The sequence below is a fragment of the Autumnicola tepida genome, assembly GCF_031846485.1.
Taxonomy (GTDB): domain Bacteria; phylum Bacteroidota; class Bacteroidia; order Flavobacteriales; family Flavobacteriaceae; genus Autumnicola; species Autumnicola tepida.
Genome location: NZ_JAVRHQ010000010.1, coordinates 91,596 through 108,257 on the forward strand (window position 1 = coordinate 91,596; position 16,662 = coordinate 108,257).

The 16,662-nt window shown below is 43.9% G+C and carries 13 protein-coding genes; 6 read left to right on the top strand and 7 right to left on the bottom strand.

The window, feature by feature from the left end; genetic code table 11:
* Nucleotides 1-256: 256 nt before the first annotated feature.
* The 3 genes from glmS to RM553_RS09915 are packed head-to-tail and all read right to left on the bottom strand — an operon-like array spanning nucleotide 257 to nucleotide 4,510.
* Nucleotides 257-2,104 carry a glutamine--fructose-6-phosphate transaminase (isomerizing) gene (gene glmS, locus RM553_RS09905; protein WP_311534760.1) on the bottom strand — a complete coding sequence of 616 codons (1,848 nt, stop codon included), beginning with the start codon at nucleotides 2,102-2,104 and terminating at the stop codon, nucleotides 257-259.
* Nucleotides 2,105-2,109: 5 nt separating this feature from the next.
* Entirely contained in the window at nucleotides 2,110-3,687 is a 1,578-nt protein-coding gene (bamH, locus tag RM553_RS09910) for a BamH family beta-barrel-assembly machinery protein (RefSeq protein WP_311534761.1), read from the bottom strand.
* A 10-nt stretch (nucleotides 3,688-3,697) separates the two neighbouring features.
* Nucleotides 3,698-4,510, bottom strand: a complete 813-nt coding sequence (locus RM553_RS09915) for a glycogen/starch synthase (protein WP_311534762.1) — start codon at nucleotides 4,508-4,510, stop codon at nucleotides 3,698-3,700.
* Between the two features lie 110 nt (nucleotides 4,511-4,620).
* Between RM553_RS09915 and panC the strand changes: the two genes are divergently transcribed.
* The 6 genes from panC to RM553_RS09945 are packed head-to-tail and all read left to right on the top strand — an operon-like array spanning nucleotide 4,621 to nucleotide 10,556.
* Nucleotides 4,621-5,472: a pantoate--beta-alanine ligase gene (gene panC, locus RM553_RS09920; protein WP_311534763.1), complete on the top strand. Its 852-nt coding sequence runs from the start codon at nucleotides 4,621-4,623 to the stop codon at nucleotides 5,470-5,472.
* 9 nt (nucleotides 5,473-5,481) lie between these two features.
* Nucleotides 5,482-5,832: an aspartate 1-decarboxylase gene (panD, locus tag RM553_RS09925; protein ID WP_311534764.1), complete on the top strand. Its 351-nt coding sequence runs from the start codon at nucleotides 5,482-5,484 to the stop codon at nucleotides 5,830-5,832.
* A 6-nt stretch (nucleotides 5,833-5,838) separates the two neighbouring features.
* Nucleotides 5,839-6,804, top strand: a complete 966-nt coding sequence (locus RM553_RS09930) for a lysylphosphatidylglycerol synthase transmembrane domain-containing protein (RefSeq protein ID WP_311534765.1) — start codon at nucleotides 5,839-5,841, stop codon at nucleotides 6,802-6,804.
* Between the two features lie 39 nt (nucleotides 6,805-6,843).
* On the top strand, nucleotides 6,844-7,992 hold the full coding sequence (locus tag RM553_RS09935; protein WP_311534766.1) for an alpha/beta hydrolase: 1,149 nt from the start codon (nucleotides 6,844-6,846) through the stop codon (nucleotides 7,990-7,992).
* A gap of 21 nt (nucleotides 7,993-8,013) precedes the next feature.
* Nucleotides 8,014-9,378, top strand: a complete 1,365-nt coding sequence (gene radA, locus RM553_RS09940) for a DNA repair protein RadA (protein WP_311534767.1) — start codon at nucleotides 8,014-8,016, stop codon at nucleotides 9,376-9,378.
* Nucleotides 9,379-9,422: 44 nt separating this feature from the next.
* Nucleotides 9,423-10,556 (top strand): peptidoglycan DD-metalloendopeptidase family protein, encoded by a 1,134-nt coding sequence (locus RM553_RS09945; RefSeq protein ID WP_311534768.1) that lies wholly within the window; start codon nucleotides 9,423-9,425, stop codon nucleotides 10,554-10,556.
* Between the two features lies 1 nt (nucleotide 10,557).
* Here RM553_RS09945 and RM553_RS09950 read toward each other — a convergent pair whose 3' ends face one another.
* The 4 genes from RM553_RS09950 to RM553_RS09965 form a co-directional block, all read right to left on the bottom strand.
* Nucleotides 10,558-11,592, bottom strand: a complete 1,035-nt coding sequence (locus tag RM553_RS09950) for an NADP(H)-dependent aldo-keto reductase (protein ID WP_311534769.1) — start codon at nucleotides 11,590-11,592, stop codon at nucleotides 10,558-10,560.
* Between the two features lie 213 nt (nucleotides 11,593-11,805).
* Nucleotides 11,806-12,759, bottom strand: a complete 954-nt coding sequence (locus RM553_RS09955) for an OmpA family protein (protein ID WP_311534770.1) — start codon at nucleotides 12,757-12,759, stop codon at nucleotides 11,806-11,808.
* A 10-nt stretch (nucleotides 12,760-12,769) separates the two neighbouring features.
* Entirely contained in the window at nucleotides 12,770-13,531 is a 762-nt protein-coding gene (locus tag RM553_RS09960) for an exodeoxyribonuclease III (RefSeq protein WP_311534771.1), read from the bottom strand.
* A gap of 90 nt (nucleotides 13,532-13,621) precedes the next feature.
* Nucleotides 13,622-16,588: a GEVED domain-containing protein gene (locus RM553_RS09965; protein ID WP_311534772.1), complete on the bottom strand. Its 2,967-nt coding sequence runs from the start codon at nucleotides 16,586-16,588 to the stop codon at nucleotides 13,622-13,624.
* Nucleotides 16,589-16,662: the final 74 nt, after the last annotated feature.

Genomic DNA, 16,662 nt, shown 5'->3' on the forward strand with positions numbered 1-16,662 from the left:
TCTTTATTGTTTAATATTCAAAATCTGAAAAAACCTATTGGGCTGACTTATAATTCTGTAAACCCTAAAACAGCCATTTTCAGGCTGCAAAGATAGTTTTTTCTTTATAAATTCATAGAGCGCAAGAAATAACTTTTTTACCTCATATACAAGCCCTGTTTTCACGCCTCATCGCGTACATTTTCACTACGGAAAGGCATAAAAAAATCCCCGGCTTAATAAGCAAGGGATTCTGAAATTTAAAATTTAACCAAATTTATTCCACAGTAACCGATTTTGCCAGGTTCCTTGGCTGGTCAACATTTTTACCAAGCATTACTGCTATGTGATAGGAAAGTAACTGCAAGGGTATGGTAGTTAGCAAAGGGGTTAAAGATTCGATAGTTTCCGGCACTTCTATAATATGATCTGCCAGCTCCCTTACTTCAATATCCCCATCTGTTACCACGGCAATAATTTTTCCTTTTCTGGATTTTATCTCCTGTATATTGCTTACCACCTTTTCGTAGTGGCCTTTTTTAGTGGCAATCACCACCACCGGCATTTGTTCATCTATAAGCGCAATTGGCCCGTGTTTCATTTCAGCGGCAGGATAACCTTCAGCGTGTATATAAGAAATTTCCTTAAGCTTTAAGGCCCCTTCCAAAGCCACCGGGAAGTTATAACCACGGCCAAGATACAGGCAGTTGGTAGCTTCTTTATAAATATCGGCAACTTTTTGAATATGTTCGTCTGAATTAAGCGCCAGTTTCACCTTTTCCGGGATCCTTTCCATCTCCTGAAGATAGAACTGGAAATCGGAAGTTGAGATCGTACCTTTATGTTTGGCAAGTTTTAGCGCCATTAAAGTTAGCACCGTAATTTGCGTGGTAAAAGCCTTAGTTGAAGCAACACCAATCTCTGGACCGGCGTGGGTATAAGCCCCCGCATGGGTTTCCCGGGAAATTGAAGACCCCACTACATTACACACCCCAAACACAAAGGCTCCCTTTTCTTTGGCCAGCTTAATGGCTGCCATAGTATCAGCCGTCTCGCCACTTTGGGAAATGGCGATTACCACGTCATTTTCGGAAATTACAGGATTGCGGTAGCGGAACTCTGAAGCATACTCCACCTCAACAGGGATCCTCGCAAAATCTTCAAAAATATATTCGGCTACAAGGCCTGCGTGCCATGAAGTCCCACAGGCCACAATAAGAATTCTCCTGGCATTGGAAATCCTTTCAATATTATCATCTACCCCCGCCATTCTGATGATACCCTTATCGGGAAGCATCCTACCACGGTAGGTATCGCTTATGGCATCTGGCTGCTCATAAATCTCTTTCAGCATAAAATGTTCAAAACCACCTTTCTCGATCTGCTCAAGGTTCATCTGAAGCTCATGCACATAGGGGTCTACAAGAGAATCATCCTTTATTTTCCTTATTTTAACCTGCTTGTTCCGCCTTACCACGGCCATTTCCCCGTCTTCCAGGTAAATCGCATTGTTGGTAAATTCAATAAAAGGCGAAGCATCTGAAGCTACAAAAAATTCATCTTCGCCAATCCCGATGGCAAGAGGGCTTCCAAGCCTGGCCACCACAATTTCATCCGGCTTCTTTTTATCGAAAACCGCAATCGCATAAGCACCCACGGTCTGGTTTAAAGCAATCTGCACCGCTTTGCCCAATTTCACATCCTCCTTCCGGATTACATCTTCAATAAGATTTACCAACACCTCGGTATCGGTTTCACTTTTGAAGGTATACCCACGGGTTTTCAGTTCTTTTTTTAGGGAGTCATAATTTTCTATAATCCCGTTATGGATAATTACCAGGTCTCCGGAATTGGAATAATGCGGGTGTGAATTCAAATCATTCGGCTCCCCGTGTGTCGCCCAGCGCGTGTGCCCAAGGCCTACATGCCCGCTTGTATCCACCGTGCTTTCCATTTTCTCTTTCAGATCTGAAACCTTACCCTTTGTTTTGCAAAGTTTCAATTCTCCTTCATCAAACAAGGCTATACCCGCACTATCGTAACCACGATACTCAAGCCTTTGCAACCCCTTTAAAACAACAGGATAGGCATCTCTATGTCCAATATATCCTACAATTCCACACATAATTTTTATTGGTTTGTTTCTGTATAATAGATTCTGAGCTTTAATCTTTTGGCCTCATCCCCGGCAAGATTACCGTATAGAACTGTCCCCCTTGGGGAAAGTATGGAAATGGCAGGCACAGTTTCCACCTCGTTATCTGCCTTTACCAGCACATTATTAGCCGTAGTTGTTCCGTTTTGCACCACAGCATTTATATTTGGCACTATAACAAGCCCTAATTTCACATTTTCAGCATCTTCATTAAGAAGATTGTTGATATGCTGCGTTATCCTGACAGTATACCTTATCCCTGTTCCATCTTCTTCCCTGATCAACCTTGAAGAAAAAGATGTACGGGAATTTACAGGATCTGTAGTACTGGTCCCCGTATCGTAAGTATAGTCTACCAGGATCCGGTTATTATCAAGGTCATACAAATATACTCTCTCCGGTTCTTCCGCGCCTTCCACAGCTTCCTGATCCACATAAAAGCTAAGATTTGCTTCATTGATTAACCAGTTGTTCTGGCGCAGCTGCTCAAGTTCAGCTTCATCTGGAAAAAGCCTGATTACCGCCATACTGCCTTCCCCTCCTTTAAGGTAAAGATTTTCCGCTCCTTCAATAGAATCAGAAGCCGCGATATGCTGAAGTATATCTGCCGGGTATTCGCCCTCAAAAGTATTAAAAGCGTTAGTTCCCAAATTCAGTTTATAACTGTCCCTAATAAGGGTATCTTCTTCATCCTCTACTTCTATACTGCGCTTGTAATACAATGTTACCCCGGCATCAGCACTGGCAAGGTTCAGCAAAGCCATATTTCCTTCTTCCTGGTTTACGGCTTCTGCTTTTATAAAAAGCCCCCGAAGATAATTTCTAAAGTTGGAGTTGTTGGTTAATTCGGCGCTTCCCTGTTTCGCAATAATTTTATCCTTAAAATAATTCACAGGCAGTTTCAGCCTTAATGCCGGAGCCGAAACCACGGTATCATTTTCACCGTTAGCCGTCGGCTCATAGGAAACGATCTTGCGATTTGAGGGTACAAAATTGTCGTTTTCCAGCAGCGCCTCCCCTTTAACATTCTGCTCAATAAGGCCCTGCTGGTGGGAAAAATACCGTTGCCTGTCCTCAAACCCGCTCTCCGGGTCATAATCATTAAGATAATAGCCAGATTCGTAAATTGATAATTTAATGGGAGAGGTAGGACTACCGTATAGAGAATCTAATTCATACTCCACCTCATCTGTCCCGGCACCATTTACAGTAGTGCTGAAATAAGGGATTCTAAGCACCACGCTATCCAGCACGGGATCTGTACCAAAATCAGGATTGGCCGTAGAAAGCGACAACTGGCTTACAAGGCTCGCCTGGCTTTGCCCGTAAATTTCGTTTTCATAAACTCCTAACAGGTAAGCCGGCAGGGCATTGGTTTGCACGGTATCTATTTTCCTGGACCATGCGGTGACCTCTACTTCGCTCACCTCAACATCGGTGGGATTTTCTATAACTTCCCCGCCTATGGTACTGTAATCTTTATCACATGCAAAAAAAGAAAAAACAACAACAGAAAATGTTGCTATTTTCACTATCAATCTCTTAAAATTCATTAGCTGTCTTTTACTGTTTTAGGACTTTGGTAGCATAAAAATCCTGATAGGCCTGCGCAAATTCCTCTCTATTTTTATACGGAAGGACCGGTTTATTGAGCCTGTTGACATATTCCTTCAATTCGTCGGGAACATTATCGCCACTAATAATGATGGCGTCAGAATTATCTACGGCTGTTTTGATTAAGTTTACATACCCGGGCTCTTCCAGGTGCTTTACATTGTTTTCTTCCATCCCGTCAAACAAAACTTTTTCCTGCATTTCTGTATTTAACGTCTCATCGAAGCTTTGATTGTATATGGAGGTCACAATTTTTGCATCGCTGAACAATGGCTCGTTCCCGTAGTAGTTCCTTAAATACAACGGCAAAAGGGAGGCCAGCCACCCGTGTACATGAATAATATCCGGAGACCAGTTTAATTTCTTAACGGTTTCAATTACCCCTTTGGCAAAAAAGATCGCTCTTTCATCATTATCGTCAAAAAGATTTCCATCTTCATCGGTAAGAGTAGCTTTTCTTTTGAAATAATCTTCATTATCAATAAAATAAACCTGCATTCTTTCCTTCGGAATGGAGGCCACCTTTATAATTAAAGGCATGTCCAGATCATTTATCACCAGATTTATTCCTGAAAGCCTTATTACTTCATGCAATTGATGCCGCCTCTCGTTGATATTCCCAAACCTGGGCATGAAAATACGAATCTGTCCCCCGGCATTATTGACCATTTTTGCGGCTTCAAAGGAGGTTGATGAAATTTCAGTTTCAGGCAGGTAGGGTATAACTTCAGAGGAGACGTACAATACTCTCTTATCTTTCATAAAATCTTTGCTTTAAATGCGATTGCGAATAAAAAACACGCAAAATTACAAAAATTTATGCAGAGTGCTAGTAATATATTAAGTTTGCACGCTGTTAATTTTATAATAAAATGCAGATTTTTAAGGAAAAAGAAGCTCTAAAAAGCACCCTGAACGGTCTTAGATCTGACGGAAAAATTATAGGACTGGTTCCCACCATGGGCGCTTTGCACGAGGGGCATTTCTCTCTTGTAAAAGAGGCTCTGCAAACCTGTGACCGGGTAGTGGTGAGCATATTTGTGAACCCCACCCAGTTCGACAATCCTAAAGATCTGGAAAAATACCCGCGCACGCTCGAAAAAGACCTTGAACTCCTGCAACAGGCCAGGGAAGACCTTATAGTTTTTGTCCCTAATGCCAGCGAACTTTATGGCCCAACGGTTACTTCAGAACATTTTAATTTTGAAGGGCTCGAGAGCGTTATGGAAGGGAAGTTCCGGAGCGGACATTTTGATGGGGTAGGAACTGTAATCAAGCTGCTTTTCAGCATCGTAGAGCCACATAAAGCATTTTTCGGGGAAAAAGATTATCAGCAACTTCAAATTATAAGAAAACTTACCGAAAAATTGGAGCTTCCGGTAGAAATAGTGGGCTGCCCTATCCTGCGGGAAGATTCCGGGCTTGCAAGAAGTTCCAGGAATGAACGACTAAGCAAACAACATCGGGAAAAAGCCGCGTTTATTTACCAAACCCTGCTTAAATCCAAAGAACTGTTTGGCACAAAAAGTGCTGAATATATTACCCGATGGGTAGAAGAGCAGTTCCGTAATGATCCTTTTTTGAAACTGGAGTATTTCGAAATTGCCAATACCAAGACATTAAAAAAAATTAACCGAAAACGTAAAGGAAATCAATACAGAGCTTTTATCGCCGCTTATGCCGACGATGTACGGCTTATTGACAACATGCCTTTAAATAATTGATTCTGCAACATGCAAGTTCACGTAGTAAAGTCGAAGATTCACAGAGTTAAAGTTACAGGGGCCGATTTAAATTACATTGGCAGTATTACCATAGACGAGGATCTTATGGAGGCTGCCAATATTATTGAAGGAGAAAAGGTCCAGATTGTAAACAACAATAATGGCGAAAGGCTGGAAACTTATGTAATCCCGGGGCCCAGGAATTCCGGAGAAATTACCCTGAACGGGGCTGCAGCCAGGAAGGTGGCAAAAGGAGACATTTTAATCCTTATCGCTTATGCCATCATGGATTTTGAAGAAGCCAAAACCTTTAAACCTTCCCTCGTTTTCCCAAACGAAGAAAACAATCTTCTCACCTAATCGCTTTTGAAGAAGAAAACCCTCAAATTACTAAAAATAGCACTCCCGCTATCCCTGGGGATTTTTTTAATATGGTATTCCATTCAAAGCGCAACACCACAGGAACGGCAGGAACTGCTGGACAATATTCTTAAAGCTAATCCGTGGTGGATTTTACTGTCGCTTTGCCTTGGCACACTATCGCATCTTTCCCGTGCCTACCGCTGGAAATACCTGCTGGAGCCGCTGGGCCATAAACCCAGGCTTGCCAATAGTTTTATGGCTGTAATGGTAGGCTATCTTGCTAATCTGGGCATCCCCAGATCGGGGGAAGTGCTTCGTGCCGCCACCCTTTCTTCTTATGAAAAGATACCTTTTGAAAAAGGCTTTGGAACCATTATTTCTGAAAGAATCGCCGATCTTATCGTGCTTTTAGCCATTGTTCTGCTATCCCTCACCATCCAGACCGATATTCTTTTTTCTTATTTTGAAGCTAATGATATTAATCCCGTGTTGAGCATTGGAATTCTCCTGCTTATTGTTTCCATAGGGGTGCTTATGCTGTCATTTATTAAAAATTCTTCATGGAAGATCGCCGTAAAAATCAAAAAAATGGCCAGTGGCCTTCTGGAGGGCATGCGAAGCATCCTTAAAATGAAGAAGAAATGGCCTTTCATATTCCACACCCTCTTTATTTGGCTCATGTACATTCTCATGTTTTATGTGGTTACCTTTACCATTCCCGAAACTGCCAACGCAGGTTTGGAAGCCATTATGGCTGCCTTTGTAGTAGGTTCTTTTGCCATCTCGGCAACCAACGGGGGGATTGGGGTTTACCCGTTAGCCATTGGCGCCATTCTCCTGTTCTACGGAATTTCCAGGCAGCACGGCGAAGCTTTCGGCTGGATTGTTTGGGGCACACAAACCCTGCTGGTACTGGTTTTGGGAGGATTATCTTTCCTTTTGCTCCCCCTTTTAAACCAAAAGAAATAAATACCTATATTGTACGGGTAAACCTATCTACCTACACCTATGATAAAAAAACTACTGCTTACGGCAGTTTTGATGTGCCCTGTACTCAGCTCTGCCCAGGTTATTTATGAAACCATTCCTTCCGCGAAACTGCAGGAAGACAGGGAAATTAAAATTCAGCTTCCCAGGGATTACGAAGAAAATAAAGAAAAAACCTATCCGGTGGCAATTGTCCTGGATGGGGATTACCTGTTTGAGCCTGTTGCCGGCATGATAGACTACTACTCATACTGGGAAGACATCCCGGAAATGATCGTGGTGGGCATAAACCAGGATGGCACCCGGCAGCAGGATGCCGCTTATGACCAGAACAGGTTTCTGCCTGAAAAACAGGGCGCTCAATTTTTTGAGTTCCTCGGGATGGAACTTCTAAAAAGAATAGACGAAAAGTACAGGACCTCCACCTTCAGGATTATTGTGGGCCATGACTTTACTTCAAATTTTATAAATTACTACCTGCTCAAACCCGATCCTGTTTTTAAGGGCTACATCAACCTAAGCCCCGATATGGCTCCGGAAATGAACAAAAGGATCACCAGTGCCCTAAGTTCGGCTGAATCAAAAAAATGGTATTATCTGGCCACGGGGAGTGAAGATATCCCGCAGCTGCAGGAAAATATTCTCGCCTTCAACAACCAGCTTCAAACCATAGACAATGATATGGTTTCCTATAAATTCGACAACTTTAACGGCGCCACACATTATTCACTGGTGGGCAAAGCCATTCCTTCAGCCATAGAGGGAATCTTCAGCGTTTTCCGGCCCATCTCTTCCAAAGATTACAACGAAGTGCTACTGCAAACCACGGTATCTCCCACAGCATACCTGGAAGAAAAATATGAATCTATCAATAATCTCTTCGGAATAGAAAAAAAAATAAGGCTTAATGATTTTATGGCAGTTCACCACGCTATTGAAAAAACCAGGCGCTGGGACGAATATAAGGAGCTCAGCAAAATGGCTGCCGATAATTTTCCCGGCACCATGCTGGCCACTTATTTTGAAGCCCGTTATGAAGAAGAAACCGGGAATCCAAAAAAAGCCATGCGCACCTATCAAAATGCTTACGGCCAGGAAAAAATTGCCTTTCTAACCGTAGATTTTATGTTGGAAAAAGCCAACGCAATTAAAAGAGATTTCGGTTATTAGCAGTAAAATGCAAGTTTAGGAATGGCAAAAATCAAAACTACTTTTTATTGCCAGAATTGTGGCGCCCAATATGCAAAATGGCAGGGAAGGTGTACTTCGTGCGGGGAGTGGAATACCATTGTGGAAGAGGTTGTACAAAAGCCCGACCCCAAAGACTGGAAATCTCCCGCTGCCAGGGAAGCTAAAAGAACATCCAGGCCGCTTAAAATTGCTGAAATTGAAAATGCGCCGCAAAACAGGTGGAAAACCGGGAACAATGAACTGGACCGCGTGCTGGGCGGCGGACTCGTGCCCGGCTCCCTTACTTTACTGGGCGGCGAACCCGGAATTGGCAAAAGCACCTTGCTACTGCAGATTTCGCTTCAGTTTAAATTTAAAGTGCTGTATGTATCGGGAGAAGAAAGCCAGCAGCAAATTAAAATGCGCGCCCAGCGAATAGACCCCAATCCTGCGAACTGCTATATTCTTACCGAGACCAAAACCCAGAACATCTTTAAACAAATAGAGGCCATTTCCCCCGAAGTGGTTATTATAGATTCTATCCAGACGCTGCACAGCGATTATATTGAAAGCTCACCCGGCAGCATTTCCCAGATTAGGGAATGTACCGCCGAACTTATAAAATTTGCCAAAGAAAGCGCGGTTCCGGTAATTCTTATAGGCCATATTACCAAAGAAGGAAGCATAGCCGGCCCGAAAGTTTTGGAACACATGGTAGATACCGTTCTCCAGTTCGAAGGAGACCGCAACCATGTATACAGGATCCTGCGCGCGCATAAAAACCGTTTTGGCTCAACGCACGAGCTTGGCATCTACGAGATGCAGGGAAGCGGTTTAAGGGAAGTAAGTAACCCTTCTGAAATCCTTATTTCCAGAAATGACGAAGATTTAAGCGGCACCGCTATTGCGGCCACGTTGGAAGGCATGCGCCCGCTCATGATAGAGATTCAGGCACTGGTAAGTACGGCCGTTTACGGTACCCCGCAGCGTTCTACTACAGGGTATAATGCCAAAAGGCTGAATATGATTTTGGCCGTTCTGGAAAAACGAGCCGGATTTAAACTGGGGGCAAAAGATGTTTTTCTTAACATAACCGGCGGAATCTCGGTAGACGATCCCGCCATAGACCTTGCAGTTGTGGCGGCCATTTTAAGTTCTAACGAAGACATACCTGTAGCAAAAGATGTTTGTTTTGCCGCCGAAGTAGGACTGGCAGGAGAGATACGCCCTGTGACACGCGTGGAGCAAAGAATTATTGAAGCCGAAAAGCTAGGCTTCGCCACCATATTAATTTCTAAACAAAGTAAAGTTCCAAATAACAATAATCAGATAAAGATTATTAAATTAGCTAAAATCGAAGACGTGGTGAGCCATCTTTTTGGGTAATCTGGCACAGTTCGTGCTCATAATGTGCTGAAAAAGAAAATTATATGCAGTATTTGAGAGTTTTGGGAATTTTGGTGGTGCTGGCAATTGCAGGTTGCTCTCAGTTAAATAAAGCTTCAGATTATATTACTAATCCCTCGGCAAAGGCCGTTTATAAAAGGGATTTTAATGTCTCCGACACGCTCTTCGGCCTTTGGGAAAACCAGGTGCAGCTGGCGCTTAACGACAGTGTGCAGGTAGAGGCGCCATATATTGAAAAAGGGCTTTTTCTGCCTCGTACTTTTCCTATCTATTCTTATGAAGTTGACCTCTCTCCTGGGGAACTTTTTAACCTTGAAGTTAAAACCGATTCGCTTAATGAGCTTGTTTTTATCGATGTTTATCGGGACACCGGAGACAGCCTTTCCCGGTTTAAAAAAGTAGAAAGCGCTGCTTATGGAGAGAAAAACTTAAATTTTGAAGCCCCTTCTGAAGGAAGATATAAAGTAGTATTACAGCCGGCAATAGAAGCACATTCCGCTTTTCTGCTGAAAATAACCAAAACGCCGGTGTACCTTTTTCCTGTTGCCTCGGGAAGTAATTCTTCCATTCAAAGCTTTTGGGGAGACCAGCGTGATGGAGGCGCCCGTAACCATGAAGGTATAGATATTTTCGCTAAAAGAGGGACGCCTGTAATTGCGGCAACTTCAGGACGGATAACGTATACAGGGGAAAAAGGCCTGGGCGGAAAGCAGGTTTGGCTAAGGGACAGCCGCAGGCGCCAGTCCCTCTACTACGCCCATCTGGACAGTATAAAACCTCTCTCGGGAACGGTAAAGGCAGGAGACACTTTAGGCTTCGTGGGTAATACGGGCAATGCCAGGACTACTCCCCCACATTTACATTTTGGGATTTACAGGAATTTTGAAGGTGCCATCAATCCTATGGCCTACGTTTTCCAGCCCAAAATTATAGATGAAGAAGAACTGCTCCCTTCTGCCATTCCGCATAGAACCCTTACCAAAGCAGCGCGCGCCAATTTAAGAAACAAGCCCACCACCTCTAATTCCAGGGTTATAGGCTCTTCCAAAGCCAGCGACACGCTGCAGATTTTAGGAAAATCTGATGACTGGTACCATGTTAGAACCCCGCAGAAAAAGGCTTCTTTTATACACCAAAGCCTTGTAACCCCAATCTAGATTAGGGTGCGGGATTGGGAAATTTTTCCTGAACCTCATCGATTTCCTTTAAAATCTCTTCGGAAAGATTCACGTTGATGCTTTCAATATTTTCAGACAGCTGATCGATGCTTGTTGCGCCAATAATGTTGCTGCAAACAAATGGCTGCTGATTGATGAATGCCAAAGCAAGATGGGTAAGGCTCAAATCGTACTTCAGCGCGATTTCCTTATATGCTTTAGTGGCCTCTGTGGCCTGCTCTCCGGAATACCTTCTGTACTGCGGAAACAAACTAAGCCGTGTATTCTCCCTGATCCCGTTAAGGTGTTTGCCGGTTAAAGTCCCCATTCCAAGCGGGGAATATGGCAAAAGTTCCACATTCTCCCGATGGTAAATTTCTGTAAGCCCTATTTCATCCTTACGATTTAAAAGGTTGTAAGGATTTTGCACAGTCACCACTCGTGGAAGATCATTTTTCCCACCTTCTTCGAGAAATCGCATCAGGCCGTAAGGAGTCTCATTGGAGAGTCCGATATGCCTTATTTTTCCGGCTTTTACCATTTCATCCAGGTGCTGCAGCACTTCCTGGAAATTATCTTCCCACTCGTCTTCCTCATGCCTGTACCCTCTTTTCCCGAAAAAGTTACTTTGCCGCTCCGGCCAGTGCAGTTGGTAAAGGTCCAGATAATCTGTCTGCAGTCGTTTTAAGCTTTTTTCCAGCGCCTCTTCAATTGCCGCTTTATGATATCCCAGGCTGGGCCTTATATGGGAGACCATTTCTCCCGGTCCGGCCACTTTAGAGGCCAGCACAATATCTTTTCTCCTGCCGGTTTTCTTCAGCCAGGTACCAATAATCTCTTCGGTTCTGCCCTGGGTTTCAGCTTTTGCGGGAACTGGATACATCTCGGCGGCATCGAGAAAGTTCACCCCCTTCTCGAGGGCATACTCAATCTGCTCATGCCCTTCAGCTTCTGTATTCTGCTCTCCCCAGGTCATGGTGCCCAGGCAGATTTTACTAACTTCTATATCTGTATTTGGTAATTTTGTGTACTTCATTTTCTTCTTTTTTTTCTGAAAGCTCTTACGCTTTTACTTTTTTAATTTCCCAGGGCTTCTATGGCTTACTTTTAATTACATGAAAAATTAGTTACAATACATCTAACCCTTTATTAATCTTTCCACTTAAACTATAAGATACTGATTCGTACTTTTAATAAAAAACCTACAAGGTTTTGGAAACCTTGCAGGTTAAGTTCCAAAAATTATAAGTTATTCTGTATCGTTCAGAAGTTTTGTAATTTCATCCAGTTTAGGAGTAAGAATAACTTCTATCCTCCGGTTCTTCGCCCTTCCTTCAGCGGTGTCGTTGCCTGCCACGGGAGCGTATTCGCCCCTTCCCGCCGCCGTAAGGTTTTGAGGGTCTATACTATTGTTCTCCTTCAAAATCTGAACTATAGCCGTTGCCCTTTTGGTAGATAAATCCCAGTTATCCTTTAAAGGTCCGCTGCCGCCATAAGGTACATTATCGGTATGCCCTTCAATAAGTACGGCAATGTCAGGATTTTGAGCCAGCACCTGCCCAAGCTGTTGCACGGCTTTTCTACCTTCGGCATTAACCGCCCAGCTCCCGGAATCGAAAAGCAGTTTATTTTCCATGGAAACATATACTTTCCCGTTGCGCTGCTCCACGGTAAGGCCTTTGCCCTCAAAATTGGTAAGCGCTTTAGAGATCGCGTCCTTCAGGGCATTCATTTTGGCATCTTTAGCGGCAATAAGTCCCTCCAGCTCATCAATTCTCCTGGAGCGCGCCTGTAAATCTTTCTGAAGTTTTTCGAGCCTGGCCTGCTCGGCGGCCAGGGTACTTTCCTTCTCTTCCAGCTGGGCCAGCAGCTCCCGGTTTTGGCGGGAATTTTCAGCAATAGCAGCAGAACTGTTTTGCTCCAGGGCATCGTACGATTTCTTCAAATTATCGTATTTGGAAGTAAGGTTAGAATGTTGTTCAGCTAAATCGGCACGTTCAGCAGAAAGTTGTTCATGAGCCTGCTGCAGGCTTTCATATTCCCGCTGCATTTTTTCATACTCCCTGATTTGCCCTGCCATTTCCCGATTTTCCCGATTGAGGCCGGCATGTTTCCTTTCCAGCTCATCATAAACCTTTGAAGATACACAGGAATTAAATGTTAAAGCGGCTACAGTTAAAAGAAAGAAGGGTTTCCTAAGCATAATATAAATTTTATTCAAGTTCCAGTAAAATAGGGCAGTGATCGCTGTGATATGCCTCCGGTAATATAACGGCTCGTTTCATCTTTTCTTGCAGAGGTTTTGATACGAGGTTATAATCTATACGCCATCCCTTGTTGTTATTACGCGCGTTTGCCCTGTAGCTCCACCAGGAATACTGGTGAGGTTCCTCATTAAAATGCCTAAAGGAATCCACAAAACCGCTTTCCATAAAATTGCCTATCCATTCCCGCTCTACAGGCAAAAAACCGGAAACATTCTTAAGCCTTACGGGGTCATGAATATCTATGGCTTCATGACAAATATTATAATCGCCGCAAATTACCAGGTTTGGGAATTCAACTTTAAGCGCATCAATATATTCCTGAAAATCGGCCATGTACTGCAATTTAAGCTCCAGCCTGTTAATATTGGTTGCCGATGGAAGGTAAAGGCTCATCACAGAAAAACCTTCAAAATCTGCCCGAATGTTTCTGCCTTCATGATCCATATAATCTATTCCCGTGCCATAGGTTACATTTTGAGGTTTTGTTTTACTTAAAATTGCCACTCCGCTATAGCCTTTTTTAACCGCCGGGTACCAGTAGTGGTATGGATAACCGGCTTCTTCAAATTCCTCGAGATTAAGCTGTTCCGGCTGCGCTTTTATTTCCTGAAGGCAAACAATATCTGGGTTCGCCTGTTGCAGCCATTCCAGAAAGCCTTTTCTTAGGGCGGCACGTATGCCATTTACATTATAAGAAATTATCTTCATCAAGTATGTTTTACCCAAAAATAAGCCTCTCCCAGAGAAATACCAATTTCAGTGGAAAAGGCGATATTTTTAAATTTTCAGAAGCAGTTTTTATTTTACAATAAAGCGTTTCACTTTACCGACTTTTCTTGTACCAAACCGCACGAGGTAAACACCACGGGCTGCATAAGACATATCCAGATCATAAACATAGCCCTGGCCATTGTTTTCTACCTTATTCTCCAGCAGTTTTTGCCCCAGGATATCATGAACAGTTATCCTGAGGGTTTCATCATAATCGGTTTCCATCACTACGCGGTACTGGCTGTCTCCTTCATCTATCACCACCAGTTCAGCCTCGTTAAGGATAAAATCCTCTATATCCAGCGTACTGTCAAAAATGTTCACAGAATAATCGTGTGTAGTACCATATCCCATCACCTCGCAGGGATCGTTAAGGTCGCCTTCATAAGATGTATCGCCCGCCCTAATACGGAGCAGGTGCTGGCCCAGCGGCGCATCCCCGGGAACAGTAAATTCTTCGGAAACGGCAGTATTAGGTTGTGGGATCACTTTAGAAGTGACCAGCCTCTCGTTATCTTCAAAAACAGCATTGTCGTTAAAGTCTATCCACATAGAAAAGCGTTCATTTTCTTCTTCAGCAAAAACAGATTTCACGGTAACGGCAAATTCGTCCCGGGACCTGTCCAGATCGGCCGTAAGGGTGATAAAATCTATATATCCATCATCACAGGGAATACGCTCATTTAATACATTGGCAAGTTCAAAATAAAAGAGCCCGTCTCCATAGCTGCAATCGGAGCCTTCAGGAATACAGTTAAGATTGGCGATAGATTTTACCTCAGGATCATTGGTAGGGTTAAAATCGTCTTCAAGATTTGTCCTGGCCACCACGCGGTACCTTCCCGAAAAGCCTAGATTGGCTTTTTGATTAAATGTATACACCTCATTTTCCCCAACTTCCACCGTTCCGGAAAACATTTCGGTAACCCGCGAATTATTACCAATTTGATACGACACAGGGAAATTGGACTGGGGTTCTCCCCCAAAGTTTTCTATGGTAATTACCACCTCTTCACTTTCGGTAAGATCCTGGCCGGTAATGGGCACGTCTATGGAAGTCACCCCTACATCTTTTGGCGGCAGGTTCCTGATTTCGCTTACCAGCGTGTTGTTATCAGGATTTTCATCATTGGAAAGGCCGGTAGTAAAAGTCACTTCATAAGATTCCCCTACTTCAGAAAAATCTGCGGTTTGGGAAAATGTAAATTCGGCCGATGATGTTGCAGGCAGGCTTTCTGTAAATATTTCAGTTACGGTTTCCCTTCCCTCTACGGTATAACTAACCGGGAACCCAGATTGCGCATTTTCACCAAAATTTCTTACCCTTACCGAGATTACTTCCGAAGTGCCTAAAGTAGCATCGCGCGGGCCTACGAGGGAAATCACGCCAATATCATTGGCATTATCTGGAGCAATACGAAATACGCCTACGCGGTTCTTTCTTTGCACACCTTCAAAATATTCGGCATTGTGCCAGAAAGTTAGGTTATCTTCCGGGTCTATGGTCAAATGGGCATAATCTCCATAGCGGCTGTTGGGATCGGGGTCTTCTCCTTCAACTATACTCTGCTCTTCAATGGTCATAATCCCCAATTCATCACTCGCGTACCTTCCCGTGTATCTTATTGAGGGGTAAACAGGGTTTTCAGGGCTGTCGTCCAGCACGGTAAAGCCTAACCCGATATTACCCTGGCCATCTATGCCAATACTCCCGCTAAACCTGTCGCTTTTGTCTGGCGCGTAGGTTCCCTCCTGGTAAACATACCAGGGCCCGCCAATATTGTTCTGGCGGAGCTCATACCAGCGAATGCCGGCATGTTCTGCGGCGGTAGCATCTATATCTACCACAAAGTTCATCACCACAGCGCTGTAATTCTCGAACCGCCGGTAAGGCGTCATGTACATCATGGTGGCCTGGAGGGCATCAACATCGGGGGCATCGCCAGGCTGGGAAAGATTGCTGAAGGACCCACCATCAAAAGTAGCCGAAAAAGGAGAAACACCTTCAGCGGCACCCAGCTCCTGGGATTCGGAAATAGTAGAAGATGCAGGCTCGTCCCAATCCATATTTATAAGCCAGATTTTTAAATGGTCCTGTGCCACGCCCGCCCAGGCATCGTCCTGCATGAAAATAATCGGAGAATTTCCACGCGGAGGAGGAATATCCCCGATGGCCTGAAATCCCGCCGGGCTGTAAAACCCGTTGGTACGAATGCCCGGTAACGGAAAAGAAACTATGCCGGCGGTTTCACCCCGTAACATTTGATCTCTTTCCACAACGTACAGCACCTGGCTTTCATATGCGGTATTGGTGTTTTTATTGGTGGTGATATAATAACCGTCTCCCCATACCGAGATTTTGGGATAATCTGGCAAAACTTCGTTGGTTTCAAATCGATAGGTATACCAGCCATCGTTTAGCGGGTCTGGCCCTCGGGAAACGGCAATCAGGAAACTTTCGGGCGTATCGCTAAACTGGCTTATAAGGTAACGGTCGGCAAATTCATCATAAACCACTATGGGATCTCCTAAAACTTCATTTGCAAATTCCCCACCTATACTTGCCAGGGATGCGGGTTGCATTAACTGGTTACCATTTTTATCCCAGATGGAAAAAGCCGAATTCCACGCGTTCACATAATGATTAGGCCCCACCACTCCCGTGGGATCTGTTGGCGTAGAGCGTGAACTTACCGCCTCGTAGGATAAAATTGGTTCTTTGGAAGGGATATCTCCCATTTTAGACTGTACCGCGGGGTCTTTAACCTTTGGCAACCCCTTGCCTGGCACAATTTTATTTATTCCGCGGTTGCGCGGATTGTAGATCTTAAATTCTGAAGAAGGCGGAACTAATTTTCCTTTGGAAAGAGGTGTAGATGGAACTGCTTTGGCTGAATCTATATATACAGGGCCTGAAATCTCTTTTTTTTGTGCCCGGGCTTCAGGATGAAAAAGACAAAAAAGCGCAAAAAGGAAAAAAACATTTCTCATCATAATAGCAGTATCTTCAAATGTGCCTTAAAAGTAGGTAATCCTGTTTTATTTTAAACCAAAGAGGCAATTAAAAA